Origin of the sequence: Aquimarina sp. MMG015 (assembly GCF_018100855.1) — a bacterium.
Taxonomy (GTDB): Bacteria; Bacteroidota; Bacteroidia; order Flavobacteriales; family Flavobacteriaceae; genus Aquimarina; species Aquimarina latercula.
This window is the reverse complement of the sequence record NZ_JAGJEB010000002.1, coordinates 732,171-750,618: the sequence shown is the minus strand read 5'-3', so window position 1 is coordinate 750,618 and position 18,448 is coordinate 732,171. Positions and strand designations below refer to the sequence as shown.

Annotated in this window: 21 protein-coding genes and 1 pseudogene; 7 read left to right on the top strand and 15 right to left on the bottom strand. The window is 31.2% G+C overall.

The annotated features are described in order from the left end of the window. Positions 1-227: 227 nt before the first annotated feature. The 6 genes from J8L88_RS06745 to J8L88_RS06720 form a co-directional block, all read right to left on the bottom strand. Positions 228-1,004, bottom strand: a complete 777-nt coding sequence (locus J8L88_RS06745) for a formyltransferase family protein (protein ID WP_211060308.1) — start codon at positions 1,002-1,004, stop codon at positions 228-230. Continuing rightward, positions 982-1,890, bottom strand: coding sequence for a ChbG/HpnK family deacetylase (locus J8L88_RS06740; RefSeq protein WP_211060307.1), 909 nt, complete (start codon positions 1,888-1,890; stop codon positions 982-984). The genes J8L88_RS06745 and J8L88_RS06740 overlap by 23 nt, the downstream gene beginning before the upstream one ends. A gap of 161 nt (positions 1,891-2,051) precedes the next feature. Beyond that, positions 2,052-2,570 carry a hypothetical protein gene (locus tag J8L88_RS06735; RefSeq protein WP_211060306.1) on the bottom strand — a complete coding sequence of 173 codons (519 nt, stop codon included), beginning with the start codon at positions 2,568-2,570 and terminating at the stop codon, positions 2,052-2,054. After that, entirely contained in the window at positions 2,554-3,762 is a 1,209-nt protein-coding gene (locus J8L88_RS06730; protein WP_211060305.1) for a hypothetical protein, read from the bottom strand. Before J8L88_RS06730 ends, J8L88_RS06735 begins: the two co-directional genes overlap by 17 nt. Continuing rightward, on the bottom strand, positions 3,762-5,999 hold the full coding sequence (locus tag J8L88_RS06725) for a type II secretion system protein GspD (protein ID WP_211060304.1): 2,238 nt from the start codon (positions 5,997-5,999) through the stop codon (positions 3,762-3,764). Before J8L88_RS06725 ends, J8L88_RS06730 begins: the two co-directional genes overlap by 1 nt. 4 nt (positions 6,000-6,003) lie before the next feature. After that, complete coding sequence (locus tag J8L88_RS06720; RefSeq protein WP_027391084.1) at positions 6,004-7,419, bottom strand: GspE/PulE family protein; 1,416 nt, start codon at positions 7,417-7,419, stop codon at positions 6,004-6,006. Positions 7,420-7,488: 69 nt separating this feature from the next. Here J8L88_RS06720 and J8L88_RS06715 point away from each other — a divergent pair, with 69 nt between their 5' ends. After that, positions 7,489-7,698, top strand: a complete 210-nt coding sequence (locus J8L88_RS06715; RefSeq protein ID WP_211060303.1) for a hypothetical protein — start codon at positions 7,489-7,491, stop codon at positions 7,696-7,698. Between the two features lie 202 nt (positions 7,699-7,900). Here the strand turns inward: J8L88_RS06715 and J8L88_RS06710 are convergent, their stop codons facing one another. Continuing rightward, positions 7,901-8,308: a prepilin-type N-terminal cleavage/methylation domain-containing protein gene (locus J8L88_RS06710; RefSeq protein WP_027391086.1), complete on the bottom strand. Its 408-nt coding sequence runs from the start codon at positions 8,306-8,308 to the stop codon at positions 7,901-7,903. 263 nt (positions 8,309-8,571) lie between these two features. On the opposite strand from J8L88_RS06710, the gene J8L88_RS23645 reads away from it, so the two are divergent. Further along, complete coding sequence (locus J8L88_RS23645) at positions 8,572-8,706, top strand: hypothetical protein (protein ID WP_255411813.1); 135 nt, start codon at positions 8,572-8,574, stop codon at positions 8,704-8,706. 68 nt (positions 8,707-8,774) lie between these two features. On the opposite strand, the gene J8L88_RS06705 is transcribed toward J8L88_RS23645, so the two are convergent. The 4 genes from J8L88_RS06705 to J8L88_RS06690 all read right to left on the bottom strand — a co-directional run bounded on the left by J8L88_RS06705 (position 8,775) and on the right by J8L88_RS06690 (position 11,119). Next, positions 8,775-8,969, bottom strand: a complete 195-nt coding sequence (locus J8L88_RS06705) for a hypothetical protein (RefSeq protein ID WP_108804565.1) — start codon at positions 8,967-8,969, stop codon at positions 8,775-8,777. A 144-nt stretch (positions 8,970-9,113) separates the two neighbouring features. After that, a complete protein-coding gene (locus tag J8L88_RS06700) occupies positions 9,114-9,659 on the bottom strand; it encodes an RsmD family RNA methyltransferase (protein WP_211060302.1) in 546 nt (181 codons plus the stop codon). A gap of 1 nt (position 9,660) precedes the next feature. Further along, positions 9,661-10,491 carry a DUF3822 family protein gene (locus J8L88_RS06695; RefSeq protein WP_211060301.1) on the bottom strand — a complete coding sequence of 277 codons (831 nt, stop codon included), beginning with the start codon at positions 10,489-10,491 and terminating at the stop codon, positions 9,661-9,663. Continuing rightward, positions 10,466-11,119, bottom strand: a complete 654-nt coding sequence (locus J8L88_RS06690) for a hypothetical protein (protein WP_108804562.1) — start codon at positions 11,117-11,119, stop codon at positions 10,466-10,468. The genes J8L88_RS06695 and J8L88_RS06690 overlap by 26 nt, the downstream gene beginning before the upstream one ends. Before the next feature lie 136 nt (positions 11,120-11,255). Here J8L88_RS06690 and J8L88_RS06685 point away from each other — a divergent pair, with 136 nt between their 5' ends. From J8L88_RS06685 to J8L88_RS06670, 5 genes and pseudogenes are all read left to right on the top strand, one after another. Then, positions 11,256-12,683, top strand: coding sequence for an ATP-dependent RecD-like DNA helicase (locus J8L88_RS06685; RefSeq protein ID WP_108804602.1), 1,428 nt, complete (start codon positions 11,256-11,258; stop codon positions 12,681-12,683). An 11-nt stretch (positions 12,684-12,694) separates the two neighbouring features. Beyond that, entirely contained in the window at positions 12,695-13,270 is a 576-nt protein-coding gene (locus J8L88_RS06680; protein WP_027391092.1) for a DUF4126 domain-containing protein, read from the top strand. Positions 13,271-13,334: 64 nt separating this feature from the next. Beyond that, positions 13,335-14,039: pseudogene (kdsB, locus tag J8L88_RS23750) on the top strand (3-deoxy-manno-octulosonate cytidylyltransferase); the annotation flags it as partial. Positions 14,040-14,117: 78 nt separating this feature from the next. Then, positions 14,118-15,179: an iron-containing alcohol dehydrogenase family protein gene (locus J8L88_RS23745; protein ID WP_027391093.1), complete on the top strand. Its 1,062-nt coding sequence runs from the start codon at positions 14,118-14,120 to the stop codon at positions 15,177-15,179. A 25-nt stretch (positions 15,180-15,204) separates the two neighbouring features. Next, positions 15,205-15,762: a 1-acyl-sn-glycerol-3-phosphate acyltransferase gene (locus J8L88_RS06670; RefSeq protein ID WP_035084005.1), complete on the top strand. Its 558-nt coding sequence runs from the start codon at positions 15,205-15,207 to the stop codon at positions 15,760-15,762. On the opposite strand, the gene J8L88_RS06665 is transcribed toward J8L88_RS06670, so the two are convergent. The 4 genes from J8L88_RS06665 to J8L88_RS06650 form a co-directional block, all read right to left on the bottom strand. Further along, positions 15,759-16,271 (bottom strand): hypothetical protein, encoded by a 513-nt coding sequence (locus J8L88_RS06665; RefSeq protein ID WP_233557599.1) that lies wholly within the window; start codon positions 16,269-16,271, stop codon positions 15,759-15,761. The two genes, J8L88_RS06670 and J8L88_RS06665, sit on opposite strands and share 4 nt — an antisense overlap. Positions 16,272-16,373: 102 nt before the next feature. Further along, positions 16,374-17,099 carry a YebC/PmpR family DNA-binding transcriptional regulator gene (locus J8L88_RS06660; protein ID WP_211060300.1) on the bottom strand — a complete coding sequence of 242 codons (726 nt, stop codon included), beginning with the start codon at positions 17,097-17,099 and terminating at the stop codon, positions 16,374-16,376. 80 nt (positions 17,100-17,179) lie between these two features. Beyond that, positions 17,180-17,467 (bottom strand): 4a-hydroxytetrahydrobiopterin dehydratase, encoded by a 288-nt coding sequence (locus J8L88_RS06655; protein ID WP_108804558.1) that lies wholly within the window; start codon positions 17,465-17,467, stop codon positions 17,180-17,182. A 35-nt stretch (positions 17,468-17,502) separates the two neighbouring features. After that, positions 17,503-18,447, bottom strand: a complete 945-nt coding sequence (locus tag J8L88_RS06650; protein ID WP_211060299.1) for a septum formation inhibitor Maf — start codon at positions 18,445-18,447, stop codon at positions 17,503-17,505. Between the last annotated feature and the right edge of the window lies 1 nt (position 18,448).

Here is an 18,448-nt window from a genome sequence, read left to right as displayed (position 1 = left end):
TTTTTCTCTATAAATCTTAATTCTTTACCCTTTAGTTTTACCTGTTACTTTCTTTTTATATAGTTAAGTGTCGTTTGTAAGAAATATGTTACCATAGAAATTTGATTTTTTTTTGGATTTAAAAAAAAAAGGGTAAAGTTTAAATAAAAAGTGTCAATATTTATTAGAGAAAAAAACAGATCTAATAAAGATAACTAAGGGATAGATTTAAGAATGGACGGTATATACTATATAAAATTCTTTTTTCTTTTTCTTAGTTCTTTCCAATGAGTTTTTTTTGGGAAACTAAAGTAGGAAGGTGTGTAGGTATTATGGATTGGATGTATTTCATTTTTTTCAATTTTATGAATCGCTTGCAAAACTACTTCAGCACTATGTTTAAAACATTTTTGATATAGTCGATCAATAGTATCGTCATTTTCTACACGTATTATTTTTTGACCTAAAAGAATTCCTTTGTCGATTTTTTTCTCCATAGTATGACAAGAAACACCAACACTACTTTCTCCTTTTCTAATCGCTTGAAAAACAGGCCAAAGACCACCGAATGATGGTAGAAGAGCACTATGCCTATTAATACAATATTTAGGTATGTTTAACAACTCATTTCCAAAAATCAAAGGGTTGGAACTAATGATTATATCTGGTTTATAAGCTCTTATTCTATTTAAGTTTTCTTCAGTGTTTATATCGTGTTTCACCTTGAAATAGTCTATATTAAAACAATCAAAAACTTTTTTCACACTATAAAATGAACCTTCGGGAGAGGTTCTCAAAAACATGTTCTTAAATAAAAGATAGGCTTTTTTTACAGATAATTTAAATAATTCTAACGGAGTTAACAAATACCAATTTTTGATCATATATCTTTCAATGTCACTTTTTGGTAATGCTTTAGTAACCAAAATGGCACCAACTATATCATGATTAGTTTTTCTTATCAAATCAGCAACAAAATCCGGTTGATAAAAACAGGTTTCACTAATTATTAAAAATAACCTCATATTTCTGAATTAAACTTTTAAAATTATCATCTTTGATTACTTGGGATTCATTCTTTCTTTCTATTGAGGAGTAATATTGGAGAAAAGCATTTTTCTTTGTCCAATCAATACTTTCTTTATTTTTCACTCCCCCTGGATGAAATAATATATCTATGGATTTTGGTTTTTGTTTTCTTTGTATGCTAGATAATGCAGAATCAACATCTTTGTAGGACATTCTTCCAGTGGATAGTACCCCTACAAAGAAATCGTTCGTTTTTATACCAAGTTCTTTGGCCCTTCTAATGTATTTTTTAGATAGATGATTTAGTAAAATATTCTTAATGAAATTTAATGCTAGATAGTTTTTTATTTTAGTAAAACCATAAAAATATTTTAGTTCCAACGGGTTGCGGATAAAATCAATTTTGTGTTTTTCATGTAATCCAAGCAAAGATTTAAAAATAAATGGTATCATATGGAAATGCATATGGCTATCTATCAATATTGGAGTATTGCTATTGATAGCATTTTTATACTTATCAATTTGATTATCTATTTCTGTTTTTATTTGCTCACTAATTTTTCTCTTTTTAGCTTTTGAAGCTAAGATATAGAAAAGCCAAAGTGACAAGAAAGAGTATTTAAATTCTCCGGATTTGTCTACAATAAGATTAACTTCTTCTTTGGAAGATATTGGTTTTCCTTCAACGAGATTTAAATGTAAACAGAGCCTTATTTTTTTAGGTATAGATGTATATTTCTCTATTCCGTATTTAAAATTATTTGTATTACAAACTATACTAATGCTATTAACACTTCCACTATTAATACAATCCAAAATATTATCAGTGATCTCGTTTCCTATGCCAAAATCATCTGCGTGAATATTAATAATTTTTTTCATTTTATTTAGAATGATTTTCAGGAAACGAACTTCCTTTTGCGGATTTTTTTGTTGCAATTTAAGGAAAGCATTTTTAAAGAGTTGAGTGGGTTAAATTTATTTCTAATGAAATGCAGCAGTATAATAATTCTGAATAGATTTCCTTAAAATATTATATTTACTTAATGCACTCGTTGAAGTAAAATTTTACACTGCAAAAACCTATTCCCAGTCCTAAAGTTTTTCTTCTTTTCGAAATTAACACTTAAGATATTTCCAAAACTATAATTCTGTTCTAAAGCGTATACTACATGTATTAATGATTTGTAATCTCCTTGTAGCGTAAAATTATAAGTTGTAGTGGTTTTTTGAGAATCTTCGTCTATATACTTATGAGGCTTTTCAAAATTAATTATTTTAAAATTTGAATCACTTGATAATGTATTAAGTACTTTTAATATGTTGTTTTGTAATGAATTTCCCTCTACATTATTGTTTTTTAGGATCTCATCCAATTGTTTCTCTTTATTAGCTAAGGCAACTAACTGGGTAGGAGCAGATTCATAGATCTCCTTTTGATTTTCGAGTTTGGTCACCTCTTTATGTATCTCAAAGGTTTTTGCAAAGCCATATCTGTATGCAATAAACAGAACAAGCAATAGGCCTATGATTAATACTATGTTTTTATTTTTCTGTGTCATCAGTGAGGTTAATTGCTATTTCAAAAAGAGATATGTTTTTTTTATCTAAGCCATAATTCACAATGGTTACTTGATTAACAAAATATAAACTTTCAATTTTATTTATCCAATTTGTAAAGCTGGTTTTGTCAGAGGAATCTCCTGTAATTAATATAGTTTTGTTTTTTATAGTTAATGGTTTGTCATTACGTATCGTTTTTGCCAAGGGTTGATAGTTTAATGATTTTAGAATAACCGTACTTGGTTGTAATTGTATAATTTGATCTACAAAATAGGAGCTTTTTGAGAAACCTGTAGTTATAATACTGTTTACGATACCTTCTTTGGTACTAACTATGGATTGTTGTTTTTCTATATTTTCTTTTTGCGTAGCATAGACTTGTTGTTCTTCTTGTAGATTTTGCAACGTTTTATACTTACTATTAAAAATAAAAAAATTGATTAATAATGAAATTAATAAAAAAACAATTCCATATTGTAGCGTTTTCTTAAAGAATTGAGTCTCTTTATAGGTACTAATTAGTTCTGTGTTTTTTTCTTCGATGTTACCAGTAATTATAGATTGATTGGTAACAGTGTATAAAATACTAGCAAATGGAAGGATATAGGTACTAGGGATTTTTAAGGTGTCAATTATGTATTCTTCTTTATCACAATTATCATTGTGGATAGAAAAAATTTCTTCACTACTACTTTTGATACTAGAATTATGCGTTAATAATGTAGCGTCTTTAAAATAAGACAATAATGAGGATACTTTAAAACTTCCTAAATCAACAGTAGTTATAAGTATATTGACTTTTTTATATTGGTCAATAATTGCATGAACGTATTCTTTTCTGCATATAGCAACGAATGATTTCTGACTGGTTTTTAAGATTTGATAGTAAAAATCATTTATATCTAAATTTGGATAAGCTTCTGCAAGAATTTCTTGATCCGTACCTATAGTGTTTACTTCTTTGTTCAGTACATTACTATCCGTAATTATTAAATTTGCTTTTATCGAAGATTTAATATGGTCTGAAATTTTAGCCAGATCATTTACATTAAAATATTGAGTTACATCTAATTCTTCATTTTTTTGCGTTACTTCAATTCCAAGAATAACAGGAACGTTTTCTTGTTCAGAATGTTCGAAAGCGAAAAAACTCTTCTTTATAGGGTTATATTTTTTAAATGATGTTCCCATTAATAAAACACTGTTGGTTTTATAATTACGTTTAATTTTTTCTTAGAGTCTTCTCTTCTCCTTTTACTAAATAACCATTTGATAATAGGTATGCGCGATAATAAAGGTACTCCTGATCCAGAATCATTTTTTACTTTTTCTTCGATACCACCTAAAATGGCGACGTCATTTGCTTGCATCCTCATAATAGAAGAAAATCTCCTGCTATTAATATCTGGCGGAGCATCTTCGGCGATACGCTCGCCACTAAAGTTAGATTGTATAACCTGTATGTCTAGTGTTATCTGACCATCTCCAGACACAAAAGGCTTGAACTCTAATGCTAATTCTGCATCAATGGGTTGGTAATTTACTATCTCAGATGTTTGGGGATTTTGTGATCCAAAAATGTTTTGACTAGTAATAGCATAATAGGTAGTTTGACCACTAGATAGATAAGCTTTATGCCCATTAAGAGTACTAAGTTTTGGTGTGGATAATATTTTTACATTACCATTCGATTCCATAGCTTTAATATCCATATAGAAATTGGGGACTACATTACCTAGATTTAATGAGCCAAATCCATCAAAACCTCCAATAATTCTATTGATTGTTTGTGCACCTAAAGTAATGTTGGCGCTAGGGAAGGTGACACCTTCTGCTGTGGTTGGTTCTTTTCCTAGACCGAATTCTACTCCTGTTTCTACAGTTGCACTTCTGCTAACCTCTAAAATCATAACTTCGATAAGAATAAGAGGTACAGGCTTATCAATATATTTTACAAAATTTTTAAATTTTTCTACTCGGGTACCCGATCCACTAACTACAAAACTATTGAGTTCTGTGTCTATTTTTATATCCAACCCTTCTATAACAGATGCTGGAAAAATATCGGAAATGGATCCAGCTTGTGCACTATTAGTAGTGTTGCTTGAATTATTTCTAGAAATTCCAGTGTTTAAAGTTCCTTGATTCCTATTGTTAGTTCTATTTTGATTAAAATTAGAGTTACCTTGATTTCCAAAAAAGTTAGTGCCACCAGTAACAAAATTGTTATTTCCAAAGCTATTTCCTCCGAATCCTCCAGCAGGATTTGCATCTCCTAACATTGCAATAGAACGATGCATCATTTGTACCATTTCTATTTTTTTAATGGTTAACTGATTCTCAGTCCCAAAGTAATAAACATTCCCTTCTTTTTTAAATGTAAAATTGGTCGATGTTGAAGTAGTGGAAGTGTTTTGAAAACCTCCTTGTTGATTTTGATTGTTATTTCTATTTCCTTGATTATTTGATGAAGAACTTTTTACAACCTGATTAGAATTACTTTCAAAAATCTTAATAAGTAAATCATCGAAACTAATCGCTTCTGCTTTTACCGTCACCTTACCAGCACTTTCTAATGGTGAAGCGGTAAAAATATTTAGTTTAAGATCTTCTGATACATTGTTAATAAGATCAGCTACACTAGCGTTTCTTAAATCTACCGATAAAACTCTGTTTAAAGTGTCTACTATTTTATAGTTAGTATTTCTTCTATTTCGTCTTGCTCTAGAAGCACTAGCTCCATTAGTTTCATTATTTAAACCAGGTATACTTTCAAATTCATAAAACCCGTCTCTTGTTGTATTAAAATCTAAATCGTTTGTTTCTGCTAGCTTTTGTAATGCTACTTCTATTGGAACATTACTTAGGTATAAAGAAAGAGTTTTAGTGTTTAGATCAGGAGTGTAGAGTAAGTTTTTTCCAGAAAGTTCCGTTATTTTTCTAAATACTTTAGGTAAAAGATCATTTCTAAGATCAGTAGATAGAGTTCCTGCAGTCAAATCATAATTAATAATTACTTCTTTTTCTTTAGGCGCTTCCGTAGGAGGTGTGTATTTTTTTATTGATAGGATATTTCCTGTAAATTCAATATCTAATTGATATTCTTTTGCTAAAAACAAAAGGAGATCTTTTACACTTACATCATTAAACCCATTAATAATATTTATGGAATTAAGTTCATCCGAAAGATTTAAATTAATCTTATGGACCTGTGAAACTGCTCTTAGAAAATTAAGAAGTGTAGTGTTAGAGATGTTTATATTCACTTTTTCTCCTAATCCTGGAACTTCTACACTTAGTAAATCTATTTTGTTTTCTAGTGTAGCTATTCTCGTATTATCCTGAGATTGATTTTGAAATGTTTCCTGAGCATATGATAGTATTCCAAAACTAAAAATGAGATATATTAATAAGATCTTTTTCTTCATAGTATTAGTTGTTTGCCAGTAATGCATACACTTCTTCTGTAGAAGTTACACCTTCCCTTACTAGGCGCAATGCATTTTTTTGTAGCGTATCAATATTTTGGGTTGCAATGTAGTCGTCAATTTGTAATTCGTTATGACGTATTGCTGTTTCTAATTCTTTAGTAATTGGTAGTAGTTCATAAATAGCTTTTCTACCTAAATATCCTGTTTGGTAACAATGATTGCAGCCAGTTGGGATAAAATGTGTTTTTATTTCTTCTGGAATATCAAATCCCAAAGGAAAATCTTTTGGTTCGGCTTTTTTTTCTTTTTTACAATGAATACACAGTTTTCGCACTAATCGTTGAGCAATACTCATGGTTAATGTACTAGCTAATAAGAAAGAAGGAACTTTCATGTCAATCAATCTCGAAATAGTAGCCCAAGCCGAATTAGTGTGTATTGTGGATAAAACTAAATGTCCAGTTAATGCAGCCTTTATAGCCATATTAGCTGTTTTATCATCTCTAATTTCTCCAACCATTATAATGTCTGGGTCTTGACGCAGAAAAGCACGAAGTGCTGCTGGAAAATCAAATTCGATATCTTCTCTTAATTGTACTTGATTTACTCCTTCTAACGTGTATTCTATAGGATCTTCTATAGTTAAGATATTTGAGACTTCTTTATTTAATTCTTTTAAAGTAGCATATAGCGTAGTCGTTTTTCCAGAACCTGTAGGACCAGAAATTAGAATTATTCCTTGAGGTTTTTTTGTAGCTTCTCTATATAGTTGAAGTTCTTTTTTAGTAAAACCGAGATCATTTAGTTGTACATCTTGTGTGTCACGGTTTAATAAACGTAAAACAATTTTCTCTCCATATAAAGTCGGCATAGTCGAAACCCTAATATCAAATTCTTCGTTTCCATTTTTAAATGTGATACGACCATCTTGTGCTAGTCTTTTTTGAGAAATATCTAATCCTGATTGTATTTTTATTTGATTAACCAGTTGAGGATATTCTTTGTTGCTAATCGTATACTGCTCCTTTAATTTACCATCAAGTCGCAATCGTACTCTACAGAATTTTTCATAAGGTTCCATATGAATATCACTACTTCCAAAATCTTTTGCAGTGGTTATTAACTTCTGTAAAAAGTTATCTTCATAATGCAATTTTTGATTAGAAGTAGTTGTTGTTTTTCTGTAGTTTAATGTTAAATAAGATTGTAAATTCTCTTCCGTTTCAGAAATAAGAACAACCTTCTGATTAAGGATTATTGAAAGCTCCTTTTTTAGGTTTTCAATGTCTTTAGAATCAGTTTTGAATTGTATACTACCATTTTCCTTTTGGAATGGAATTATTCTATAATGAAACGCTTGATTTGGAGTAATCAATTGTTTGATATCGACTGGTATTTCAAAAGAACCTATTTTCATTATAGTATATATAGATTAATTGAATTGGATATCCAATTAAAAGAAAAAACTAAAACCAAAAATAATGACATGCAGCCTGCTAAAGGGATTGTATTATGTTTAGAATTCTTTTTTAGAATCATCCATAGTACTAAAGAGAAAATTATAGAAAATACAAATAATATTGTAAAACTTACCGTCGGAAATGCTATTGCAAATGCAAGAAAAAAGAAAGCATCTCCGATGCCAAATACTTCTTTAAAAAATGGACGTTTTATTTTCATTGCCGAATACATATAGAGTACTGTTATTATTGAAACTATTAATGAAGTATTTATTAAAATTGAATTTTGGAAATGAATGAATAATACATTGTTATAATGCAGAAAACCTAGAGAAATCAATAGACTCAAAAACAAAAACCAGTAAACTTCTCTATTAAGTAAGTCTTGCCAGGTTATATAACCAAGATTTAAAAGTATAAGTCCTTTCAAAATAAGCATTAATCTTTAGTGATTTGTTTAGGACTTCCGTTTTGATCAATTTCCCATACATTAAAAATACCATCTCCGTCGAAATCAACTATGGCAGTTGCTCTAGCTTTAAAATTAGAAATAGAAGCTTCGATAATTTCGTAATTATAATTTGCTGTTCCTCCATTTTTAACTGTTGTTGGAGATTCGTAATTTATTTCATTAAAATCGTTAGAATATTTCGAATTAAGGTATCTGTATTGAGTCTGCATATTACTAATAGTTTTTAATTGTATTTTGGCCTCTTGAGCTTTTGTTTGAGCAATAAGAGGTAAAAAATTAGGCAGTGCTATTAACAATAAAATTCCTATAATTGCCAAAACTAAAAGCATTTCTTGTAAGTTGAAAGCTTTGATTTTGTGTGTCTTATACTTCATATATGTAGGCGTTAACTAATCTTCAGTTTTTAGGTCTGCAAAAATATACTTTTTTGATTTACTTAGAGGCTTGATATTCATAATATTGATGATTTATAAATACCGGACCTATATAATAGTGTCAGAAATCTATATTTTGTTACCATGAAAAAATAAAAAAATGAATTATTTATTTAGTTACGGTAATTATAGGTAATTGTATATCTGTTAAATTTGTGTAAGTACAGGATTTCTTTATCGACTTTATACAAAAAACATTGAGTATGGATATTATTGACTACCTTCTGGGTAGGGGAGGTTTCGCTATATTGGCACTTGTAGTTGTGGTAGTGTTATTATATAATAAGATAAAGGCTAGAAGAGCATTCAGAGTTTCTCCAAAAAAGAAAAATAAATAAAAATAATAAGGATAAAAAAAGGAGTCAAACATATGGTAAGACTCCTAGGTGTTTTAAAAATAGTTACCTTAATTAAACAGACATACTTTATGTGCAGAAAAAGGACTGTATCTACAAGAAACATCTCCAGGTCCTAAAAATGGAGACATGTTCCAGCAGTCTGCATTGGAGTTGCATCTTCTTCCTGCAATGTTTCCGCCATTAATTTCTTTTTGTTGTTCTTTGTTTAAAGAAATTCCTAATTTTTTGATTTTGTTAATCATCGTGTGAAAAATTTAACTTGTTATATTATTTCAAGATAAATTCTTTAGTACTATGAATTGGAACTTTGTGGAAGTTCTACAAAATCATGTGGATCAAAGTAGTGTTTTAGTTAAAAGTATCTTTATGAATCTTATAATAAATTTTTAGGATTGCTCTTTTTCAAAAAAACTAAACACGGATCCTCCGTATTTGCGAGCGTTTCTAAAATTAGGAGCATCTTCTAGCGATGTATGTTTAGAATGTTCTATGATCAAAAGACCATCTTCGTTAAGTAGATCATTAGTAAAAACTAATTCTGCAATTTTTGTAAACTGCTCCGTGTCGAAGTCATATGGAGGATCTGCAAAAATAATATCTGATTTCTTTTTTACTTTTTCTAGATAGCTATACACATCACTTTTAATGGTATCTATATCAAATTCTAGCTCCTTGGCAATACTTTTTATATAACCTACACATCCATAATTAGCATCTACTGCAGTTATATTTTCAGAACCACGAGAAGCAAACTCATAACTGATGTTTCCTGTTCCAGCAAAAAGATCTAGTAAGGTTACCTGAGAAAACACATAATGATGATTTAGGATATTAAACAATCCTTCCTTAGCCATATCTGTTGTAGGTCTTACAGGTAGTTTTTTTGGTGCCTGTAATCTTTTTCCTTTATATTTTCCTGAAATAATTCGCATATCAAAAATGACTTAATAAAACAAAATGTTGGTGTGTATCTATAGAATCCATTGTTTCTGGTAGTTGTATGGTGTTATTTCTATTTCCAAAACTTACATTTCTTATATATTTATAAGCAATATTGTAACATGGACTGTCTTTAGAAATATCTCCAAGAAAAACCAGCTGAAACTCTTCGGGATTTAATCGCAATTGTTCTGCTGCAAACATTACATAATATAGAAAATCTTCATTGGTTTCATATATATATGAATTGCTCAGTACTAATTTTCCTTTGGTTACAACTACTAAATCGAAAGATGCAGAATTCATATTAGCAAAAACTCTGGTCGTTTCATTGTTTTTTTCTTTGGATAAAACACTATCCACTAATATTGTGGAAGAGTGCTTGTACGTAAATGATCCGAATGTTTCAAAAAAGAAATTGGTGATATTGGTGTAAGGAATATAAACAATTACTATTTCATGCTGATTAAGTTCATCGTAGGCTATAAAATCATTTTCTAATACTTTAATGTTGTATTTTAAGTAATCTTTTAGCAATTCAGGATCAAATAAAGCTTTAGGTACAGCAGTATAAAGATCGTTTTCATAGATCACTTCTACAGTTTCAAAATCATATTTTAAATGTGTATTATGATCAAAAACATACTTGATTTTGTTTAAAACCTGCTCAGGAGATAAGCGTACACCAAAATTATCTTGCTCTAAAGCAACTATTTCGTTTTCAGAATTTACTGCACAAAAAGAAAGTCCATTCAGGCTCACCTGAATGGACAATGTATATTTTGTGTTACCTGTGGTGTTACTCTTGTTTTGTATTTGAGTCATACGTTTTTGGCCAATTACCCGTGGTATTTACTTCTTGCATAGAACCTACTGATAAAAAAGGTCCATCAACACCTTCTACTGATACTACTTGCTTTTCTTGGAATAATAAATCCTTATCAAGATCGTGTAGTAAGATATCCTTTGCTACTCTTGCTTCGAAAACACTTACTCGTATTCCGTTTTTGTCGATAAATCCAGCATCAAGTTCGAATTTAGCATCTTTACCATCTACAGGAACATTCATCATTGTTTTGTATCGATCACTTCCTTTAAATAAAGAATCCTTAACAGAAGCATATCCAAGTGTATCAACTACAACAGTATCTCTTGGCTCATCAATTTGTAGGATTTTGTTGAATGCTACAAAACTAGAATCTCTACGCTGCGTTAATGTAAACTTAGCAGTATCTATAAAAGCAATTAATTTTGTTGGATCTTTTTCAAATTTACCAACTACCGTTTTATGGGCTAATTCTGCTTGTCGGATATCTCTAAGGTTTTCAATGGCTTTTGCATAACGCACCTTTTTAACTTTATTGAATCTTACAGGACCCATTACAGAATCGTATACCATGTATCCCAAGGCTGCGATAACTACCCATAGAACTAATTGAAGAACAATTTTCATTTTATAATTTAGCTTTTAGACATTAGTGTATACGCAAATCTACAATTTTTTTTTAATCGTAAAAGTTTATAGCCAAAAAATCATTACTATCTTTGATTTATTAACAGATTATGGATTTAAGGAATACAGATATTTCATGAGGGAAACAGAGTTTTATCAATTATTAAAAGATGATTTTCCTTTTGAACTGACTCTAAAACAGGATATTGTACTTCAGAAGCTTTCTACTTTTATTTTATCAAGTACAAAAGACTCACTTTTTTTATTAAAAGGGTATGCGGGAACAGGAAAAACAACTTTAATAGGAACTTTAGTAAAAAATCTATGGAAAGCGAAGTTAAGTTCTGTTTTATTAGCTCCTACGGGTCGAGCTGCAAAGGTGATTACTAATTATTCAGGAAGACATGCGCAAACCATTCATAGGAATATTTATTATCCTAAAAAGAACAGTAGTGGAGGACTTGCTTTTCAGTTAAAACAAAACAAAAATAGGAACACAATTTTTATCGTAGATGAAGCCTCTATGATCCCTGATACACCCAGCGATAGTAAGTTGTTTGAGAATGGCTCATTACTAGATGACCTAATGATGTATGTGTACTCTGGTCATAACTGTAAGGTTTTATTTATAGGGGATACTGCACAGTTACCGCCTGTAAAATTAGAAGTTAGTCCAGCACTAGATCCAGATACACTATCGATGGGATTTAATAAAGATGTGATACAAATAGAATTAGATGAAGTTGTGCGACAAGCCGAGAATAGTGGTGTTTTAATGAATGCAACCTCATTAAGAGAATTGTTAAATGATGGTTTTTATGAATCTTTTCAGTTTGACGTACAAGGATATCCTGATATTATTAGATTGGTAGACGGGCACGATATTATGGATGCTTTAAATGATTCGTACGCAAGTTCCGGTCATGAAGAATCAGTCATTATATTAAGGTCTAATAAAAGAGCCAATATATATAACCAACAAATTAGATCCAGAATACTATTTCAAGAAGAGGAGCTTTCCGCTGGAGATTATTTAATGGTTGTAAAGAATAATTATTTTTGGTTGGATACTAAAAGTGAGGCAGGATTTATCGCGAATGGCGATATTATAAAAATACTTGAAATTTATGCAATAAAGGAATTGTATGGTTTTCGTTTTGCTGAAGTAAAAATTACCATGGTTGACTATCCTGACCAAAAGCCGCTAGAAACCGTGCTTATTTTGGATACATTAACTTCTGAAACACCTTCGTTGTCCTACGAAGACTCTAATAAGTTGTATCAGGAAGTAATGAAAGATTTTGAAGGAGAAAAGTCGAAGTATAAAAAGTTTTTAGGGGTTAAAAATAATAAGTTTTTTAATGGATTACAGGTTAAATTCTCTTACGCAATTACTTGTCACAAATCTCAGGGAGGACAATGGGATACGGTATTTATAGAACAACCATATCTTCCCGATGGTGTTAATAAGGATTATCTACGATGGTTGTATACTGCGGTTACTAGAGCAAAAGAAAAATTGTATCTTATCGGATTTAAAGACGATTTTTTTATCGAAAATTAATTTTTTAAGAAATGCAAGAAACAATAATAAGTATATGCTTAGGAATTGGATTAGCGGCATCTGTTGGGTTTAGAGTGTTTTTACCTTTGTTGGCGGTTAGTTTAGCAGGACATTATGGAGCGATTCCTTTAAATTCTGATTGGGAGTGGGTAGGGAGTAACACGGCATTAATCGTTTTATCTATAGCTACAGTAGTTGAGATATTAGCTTACTACATTCCTTGGTTTGATAATTTATTAGATACTATAGCGATTCCACTTGCGGCAATTGCAGGAACAGCGGTTATGGTATCAACTGTTGCTAATTTAAGTCCTGTAGTTACGTGGGCTCTTGCTATTATTGCAGGTGGAGGAACAGCGGCAACGGTAAAAAGTACAATGGGAGCATCTAGGTTAACATCATCTGCTACAACAGGTGGATTAGCTAATCCTATAATTGCAACAGCAGAAACGGGTACAGCGACAATTATGTCGATATTATCGGTATTTCTCCCGTTCATAGCAATTATTATGGTAATACTGTTGTTTTTTGGTTTAAGAAAAGTTTATAAAAAACTATTCACTCGCTCTTCCGGAAAATCGATTTAAAAAAGTTATTTTTGACCTGCAAAAGCAAGCAATTTTGAACAAAACGGACTTAAAAACTATCGCAATGATTCCTGCGAGGTACGCTGCATCCCGATTTCCAGGGAAATTAATGCAGGATCTTGAGGGAAAATCTGTCATTTTAAGAACATACGAAGCTGCAGTGAGTACTTCATTGTTTAGTGAGGTTTATGTGGTAACGGATAGCGAGATTATATTTAAAGAAATTACGGCTCACGGTGGCAAAGCCATTATGAGTATTAAGGAGCACGACTGCGGAAGCGATAGAATTGCTGAAGCAGTGGAAAATATGGATATTGATATTGTAGTCAATGTGCAAGGCGATGAGCCTTTTACTGAAAGAGAAAGCCTAGAAAAGGTTTTAGAAGTATTTCGGGGAGAGGATGCTGCTAAGATTGACTTAGCAAGTCTTATGACGCCAATGACTGATTGGGATGATATCTTGAACCCAAATAGTGTTAAGGTAATTGTGGATAAAGACGACTACGCCTTATATTTTTCCAGAGCTCCAATTCCGTATCCTAGAGATAAAGAAATCAGTCATACCTATTTTAAACATAAAGGTATTTATGCATTTAGAAAGCAAGCAATTCTAGATTTTTATCGCCTACCGATGAGGACTTTAGAAGCTTCTGAAAAAATTGAATGTATTAGATATTTAGAATATGGTAAGAATATAAAAATGATAGAGACGCATCATGAAGGTGTGGAAATAGATACCCCGGAAGATTTAGAAAAAGCAAGGAATTTAATTAATAAACAAAATCTTTTGAATAGTACATCTACGGTTACTCCTAAAGTTGAACAATCCATCCATAAGAATTTTCCTATGGTACCAAGAGTGGTTTTTGGTAAAGGATCTTTTAATCAACTAGGGCAAATCCTCTCTTCTGAAAGAAAAAATGGAGCCCCTTTTATCTATCTTATAGATGATGTTTTTGAAAATAACAAAACATTTATAGAAGATAGAATACAGTTATCGGGTAATGATAGCATAGTGTATGTTTCCACAAAAGAAGAACCTAAAACTTCTCAAGTAGATCAATTAGTTTCTGATTTTAAAAACACATACAGTTTTACACCAAGTGGTATTATAGGTATTGGTGGTGGATCCATTATGGATCTAGCAAAAGCAGTAGCTATAATGATGAATAATACAGGAAGCGCTACAGAATACCAAGGTTGGGATCTTGTAGACAATAAAGCTGTGTATCACGTGGGTATTCCAACAATTTCTGGAACAGGAGCAGAGGTGTCAAGAACAACAGTATTGACAGGTCCTGAAAGAAAATTAGGTATTAATTCTGATTTTACACCTTTTGATCAGGTAATTCTAGATCCAGAATTAATACGAAATGTTCCCAAAGACCAATGGTTCTATACAGGAATGGATTGTTATATCCATTGTATCGAATCGTTAAAAGGAACATATCTTAATGCTTTTAGCCAGAGTTATGGAGAAAAAGCGTATGATTTATGTAAAGAAATCTTTCTTGAAGATACGCTCGATAAAGAAGAAGCAGATGCTAAATTAATGATGGCTTCCTGGCATGGTGGAATGAGTATAGCATATTCGCAGGTTGGAGTTGCGCATGCCATGAGTTATGGATTAGCATATGTTTTGGGTACCAAACATGGAATAGGTAATTGCATTGTATTTGATAAGTTAGGAGATTATTATCCAGAAGGAGTGGCGCTATTTAAAAAAATGAAGGAGGTTCATGAAATTGAGCTACCAGTTGGTGTTTGTGCGGATGCCACCGAAGAACAATTGGATACAATGGCATCTGTTGCTCTTGGTTTAGTTCCTTTATGGGAAAATGCATTAGGAAAAAATTGGCAGGAACAGATAAATGCGGATAAGCTAAAAGAAATTTATCGTACTTTATAAGTGATCTTTAATACTTAAAGTTATTATGACTAGACTAGCATCTTTTATATTTTATAAAATAATGCGATGGAAGATGATAGGAGATTTTAGTAGTGATACTATTAAAAAATGTGTTGTTATAGCAGTACCCCATACTAGTTGGCATGATTTTTATTTGGGATTATTGATCCGAAAGGTAAATCGTGTGAAAATAAGTTTCATGGGTAAGAAAGAACTTTTTAAATGGCCATTTGGTTGGTATTTTAGAAAAGTAGGCGGGATAGCTTTAGATAGAACACCTGGACAGAATAAAGTCGAAGCAATTGCAAAAGAATTTGAGAAACGTGATGAGTTAAGATTAACTTTAGCTCCAGAAGGAACTAGAAAGAAGGTATCTACATGGAAAACAGGTTTCTACTATATAGCTATAGCTGCAGAAGTACCAATTATTATGGTTGCTTTTGATTTTGGAAAGAAAAGAGTAGTGATCTCTGATCCCTTTTATCCTACAAATAATCTTGATAAAGATCTACAATTTATGTATGCTTTTTTCAAGGATGTGAAGGGAAAAGTACCTGAATATAGTTTTGAACCAGAAGTTTAGAACTTTTCAGTATTTTCCTTTTTAATTATTTCTTTTTTAGGTTCTTTCTTTTTTTCTTCAAGTGCACCAGCTCCAAAAAGTAGTTCAGTACTGGAGAATGTCGTTCCAAAAGTTTTCGCGGCATAGTATACTTGCGATATAGCACTTTCTACCTGTTCTGTTGTAAGTTCTTTTAAAGGATGAACATACGCCGACCAAAGAATGCCATTAGAAATGGCGTACTTTACATCTAATGCCGAGTGAAAATTAGCAGTCATAGAATCTAACAATAAATCTTTATCTAAATTTTCGGATTCCATAATCGGAGCTATAATGCGCATTCGATTGTTTTTTTGATCAGTAACGCATAGCATTGGAGTATCTTTATATACTAATTGCCAATTTCCAGTGATTCCTGCTAATGTATCTGCTTTTCTGGTAATTATTTCTCTTAATGTTTCATTAGTCATATTTTGAGCCTGAGAAAATTGCATTACCAAAAGAAATGTCAAAAAGATCCATTTTTTCATAATTGTCTTAGTTTTTTGGTTGGTCGAAAAGGTGAATTAAACATAACAAAAAAGACTGTCTTTTATAGACAGTCTTTTCATAAAGTGTTGTTATGCTTTTATTTATTCATCAGAAGAAGATTCTTCCATAGTATGATATACATTTTGTACATCATCATCTTCCTCTATTTTTTCTAAAAGTTTTTCTACTTCAGCAACTTGTTCTGCAGTCAGTTTTTTGGTGACTTGCGGTATACGTTCGAATCCAGAAGATAAAATCTCAATTTCTCTACTTTCTAATTCTTTTTGGATCGCTCCAAAACTTCCAAAAGGCGCATATATTAAAATACCATCTTCATCCTGAAATACCTCTTCAGCACCAAAATCAATAAATTCTAGCTCTAGTTCTTCAGGGTCTAATCCCTCTCCATTAATTCGGAAATTACAAGTATGATCAAACATAAATTCTACAGAACCAGAGGTTCCTAAGTTTCCGTCACATTTATTAAAATAAGATCTTACATTGGCTACTGTTCTATTGTTGTTGTCAGTTGCTGTTTCTACCAGAATAGCAATTCCATGAGGAGCATATCCTTCAAAAAGGACTTCTTTATAATCGCTTTGATCTTTGTCAGAAGCTTTTTTAATGGCACGCTCTACATTATCTTTCGGCATATTTACAGACTTTGCATTCTGTATTACAGCTCTTAAACGAGAATTAGAAGCTGGATCAGGACCACCTTCTTTTACAGCCATTACAATATCTTTACCAATACGAGTAAATGCTTTGGACATTGCTGACCAACGCTTCATTTTACGTGCCTTTCTGAACTCAAAAGCTCTTCCCATAATCTAAATTTAAAATCTGAATACAAACATAAGTAGAAACAAAAAGTTTCACAAATCGATATTCATTTCTGATTTATATTTTATTCTTCTTCTACAATTCCGTCGATGGCTTTTGCTAATTTAAAGTCATTTTCGGTAACACCATCTGCATCATGAGTAGATAATGAGATGTTAACTACGTTGTATACATTGGACCAATCTGGGTGATGATTTAGTGCTTCTGCCTCAAAAGCTATACGTGACATAGCTGAAAAAGCATCTTTAAAATTTTCGAATTCAAAAGAAGTATGGATTGCATTATCTTCATATTCCCACCCATCCATTGTTTTTAATCGACTTGTAATTTCTGTTTCAGTTAATTTCATAATTGTATTATTAGTTTAAATAGATCTTTGTAATATAATTAAAGTCCTAATTCTTTTCTTAACACTTCATCCTTATTACTATTCTTACTCCAATAAGGAGATTTTATGCTTTTTAGTTTCGTTGCTTTTGTAACTAATTCTTTTGCATTAGAACCAAAACCACTTTTAAAAGTTTCTGTCCAGCTTTCTATCTCATAAGGGAAAGAAGGGGTAAAAGTGATACTTATGCTTCGATTTAGTTTGGGGTATTCTATAGTATATGTATTGTAATTGGCATCTTTTTGCAAGGTAGCTTTCGCATCATATGCCTTAATTTCTTTATGTTTAAGTCTACAGTATTCTAAAGAAGGAATGATTTTTAAGTCTCCTTGTGGTAATTCATTTGGGTTAATTCGAATTTTAGTCCATAATTCATTTTCAAGAATGTCTTTTTTTAATTCAAAATTTTGATCCGCTTCTCCTTGAAAATAGGAGTGAGACGTAAGCTCATATTTTTCTCTGTTATTTAATTGAGCATATACATGACCACACCATTCTTGCATAGAACTTGATATTTTTACAGCATGTTGATTGTCAGCAACAGGATAAAAAGTACTTTGCATAATAGAATAAGGATATATTCCTGTATTGAATTTTTTAGTGGCATTTAATTTTAGGACAGGAATATTATCAGAGTTTTGGTAATCCGCTTTTACTTGTTCTTTAGCCAAAAAATCTTCAGTAACATATATTAGTACAGCTTTTCCTTCTCTCATTTCACCATATCTGGCTTGTTCCAATTTGTACGATGTTATTTCTGCATTTCCAGCATACCAGTATTTTTTAAACTCTTCAGAAAGTTCTTTTGTAGGTTTTATAATTGTGGTTGTGTTTTCTGTACTGGTTTTTTCAGTACTTTTTATGTTTTCATCTGCTTTGATATTACTGCACGCAATAATTACCAAAACACCTAGTATCCCAAAAAGGAGCAATGACTTTTTCATA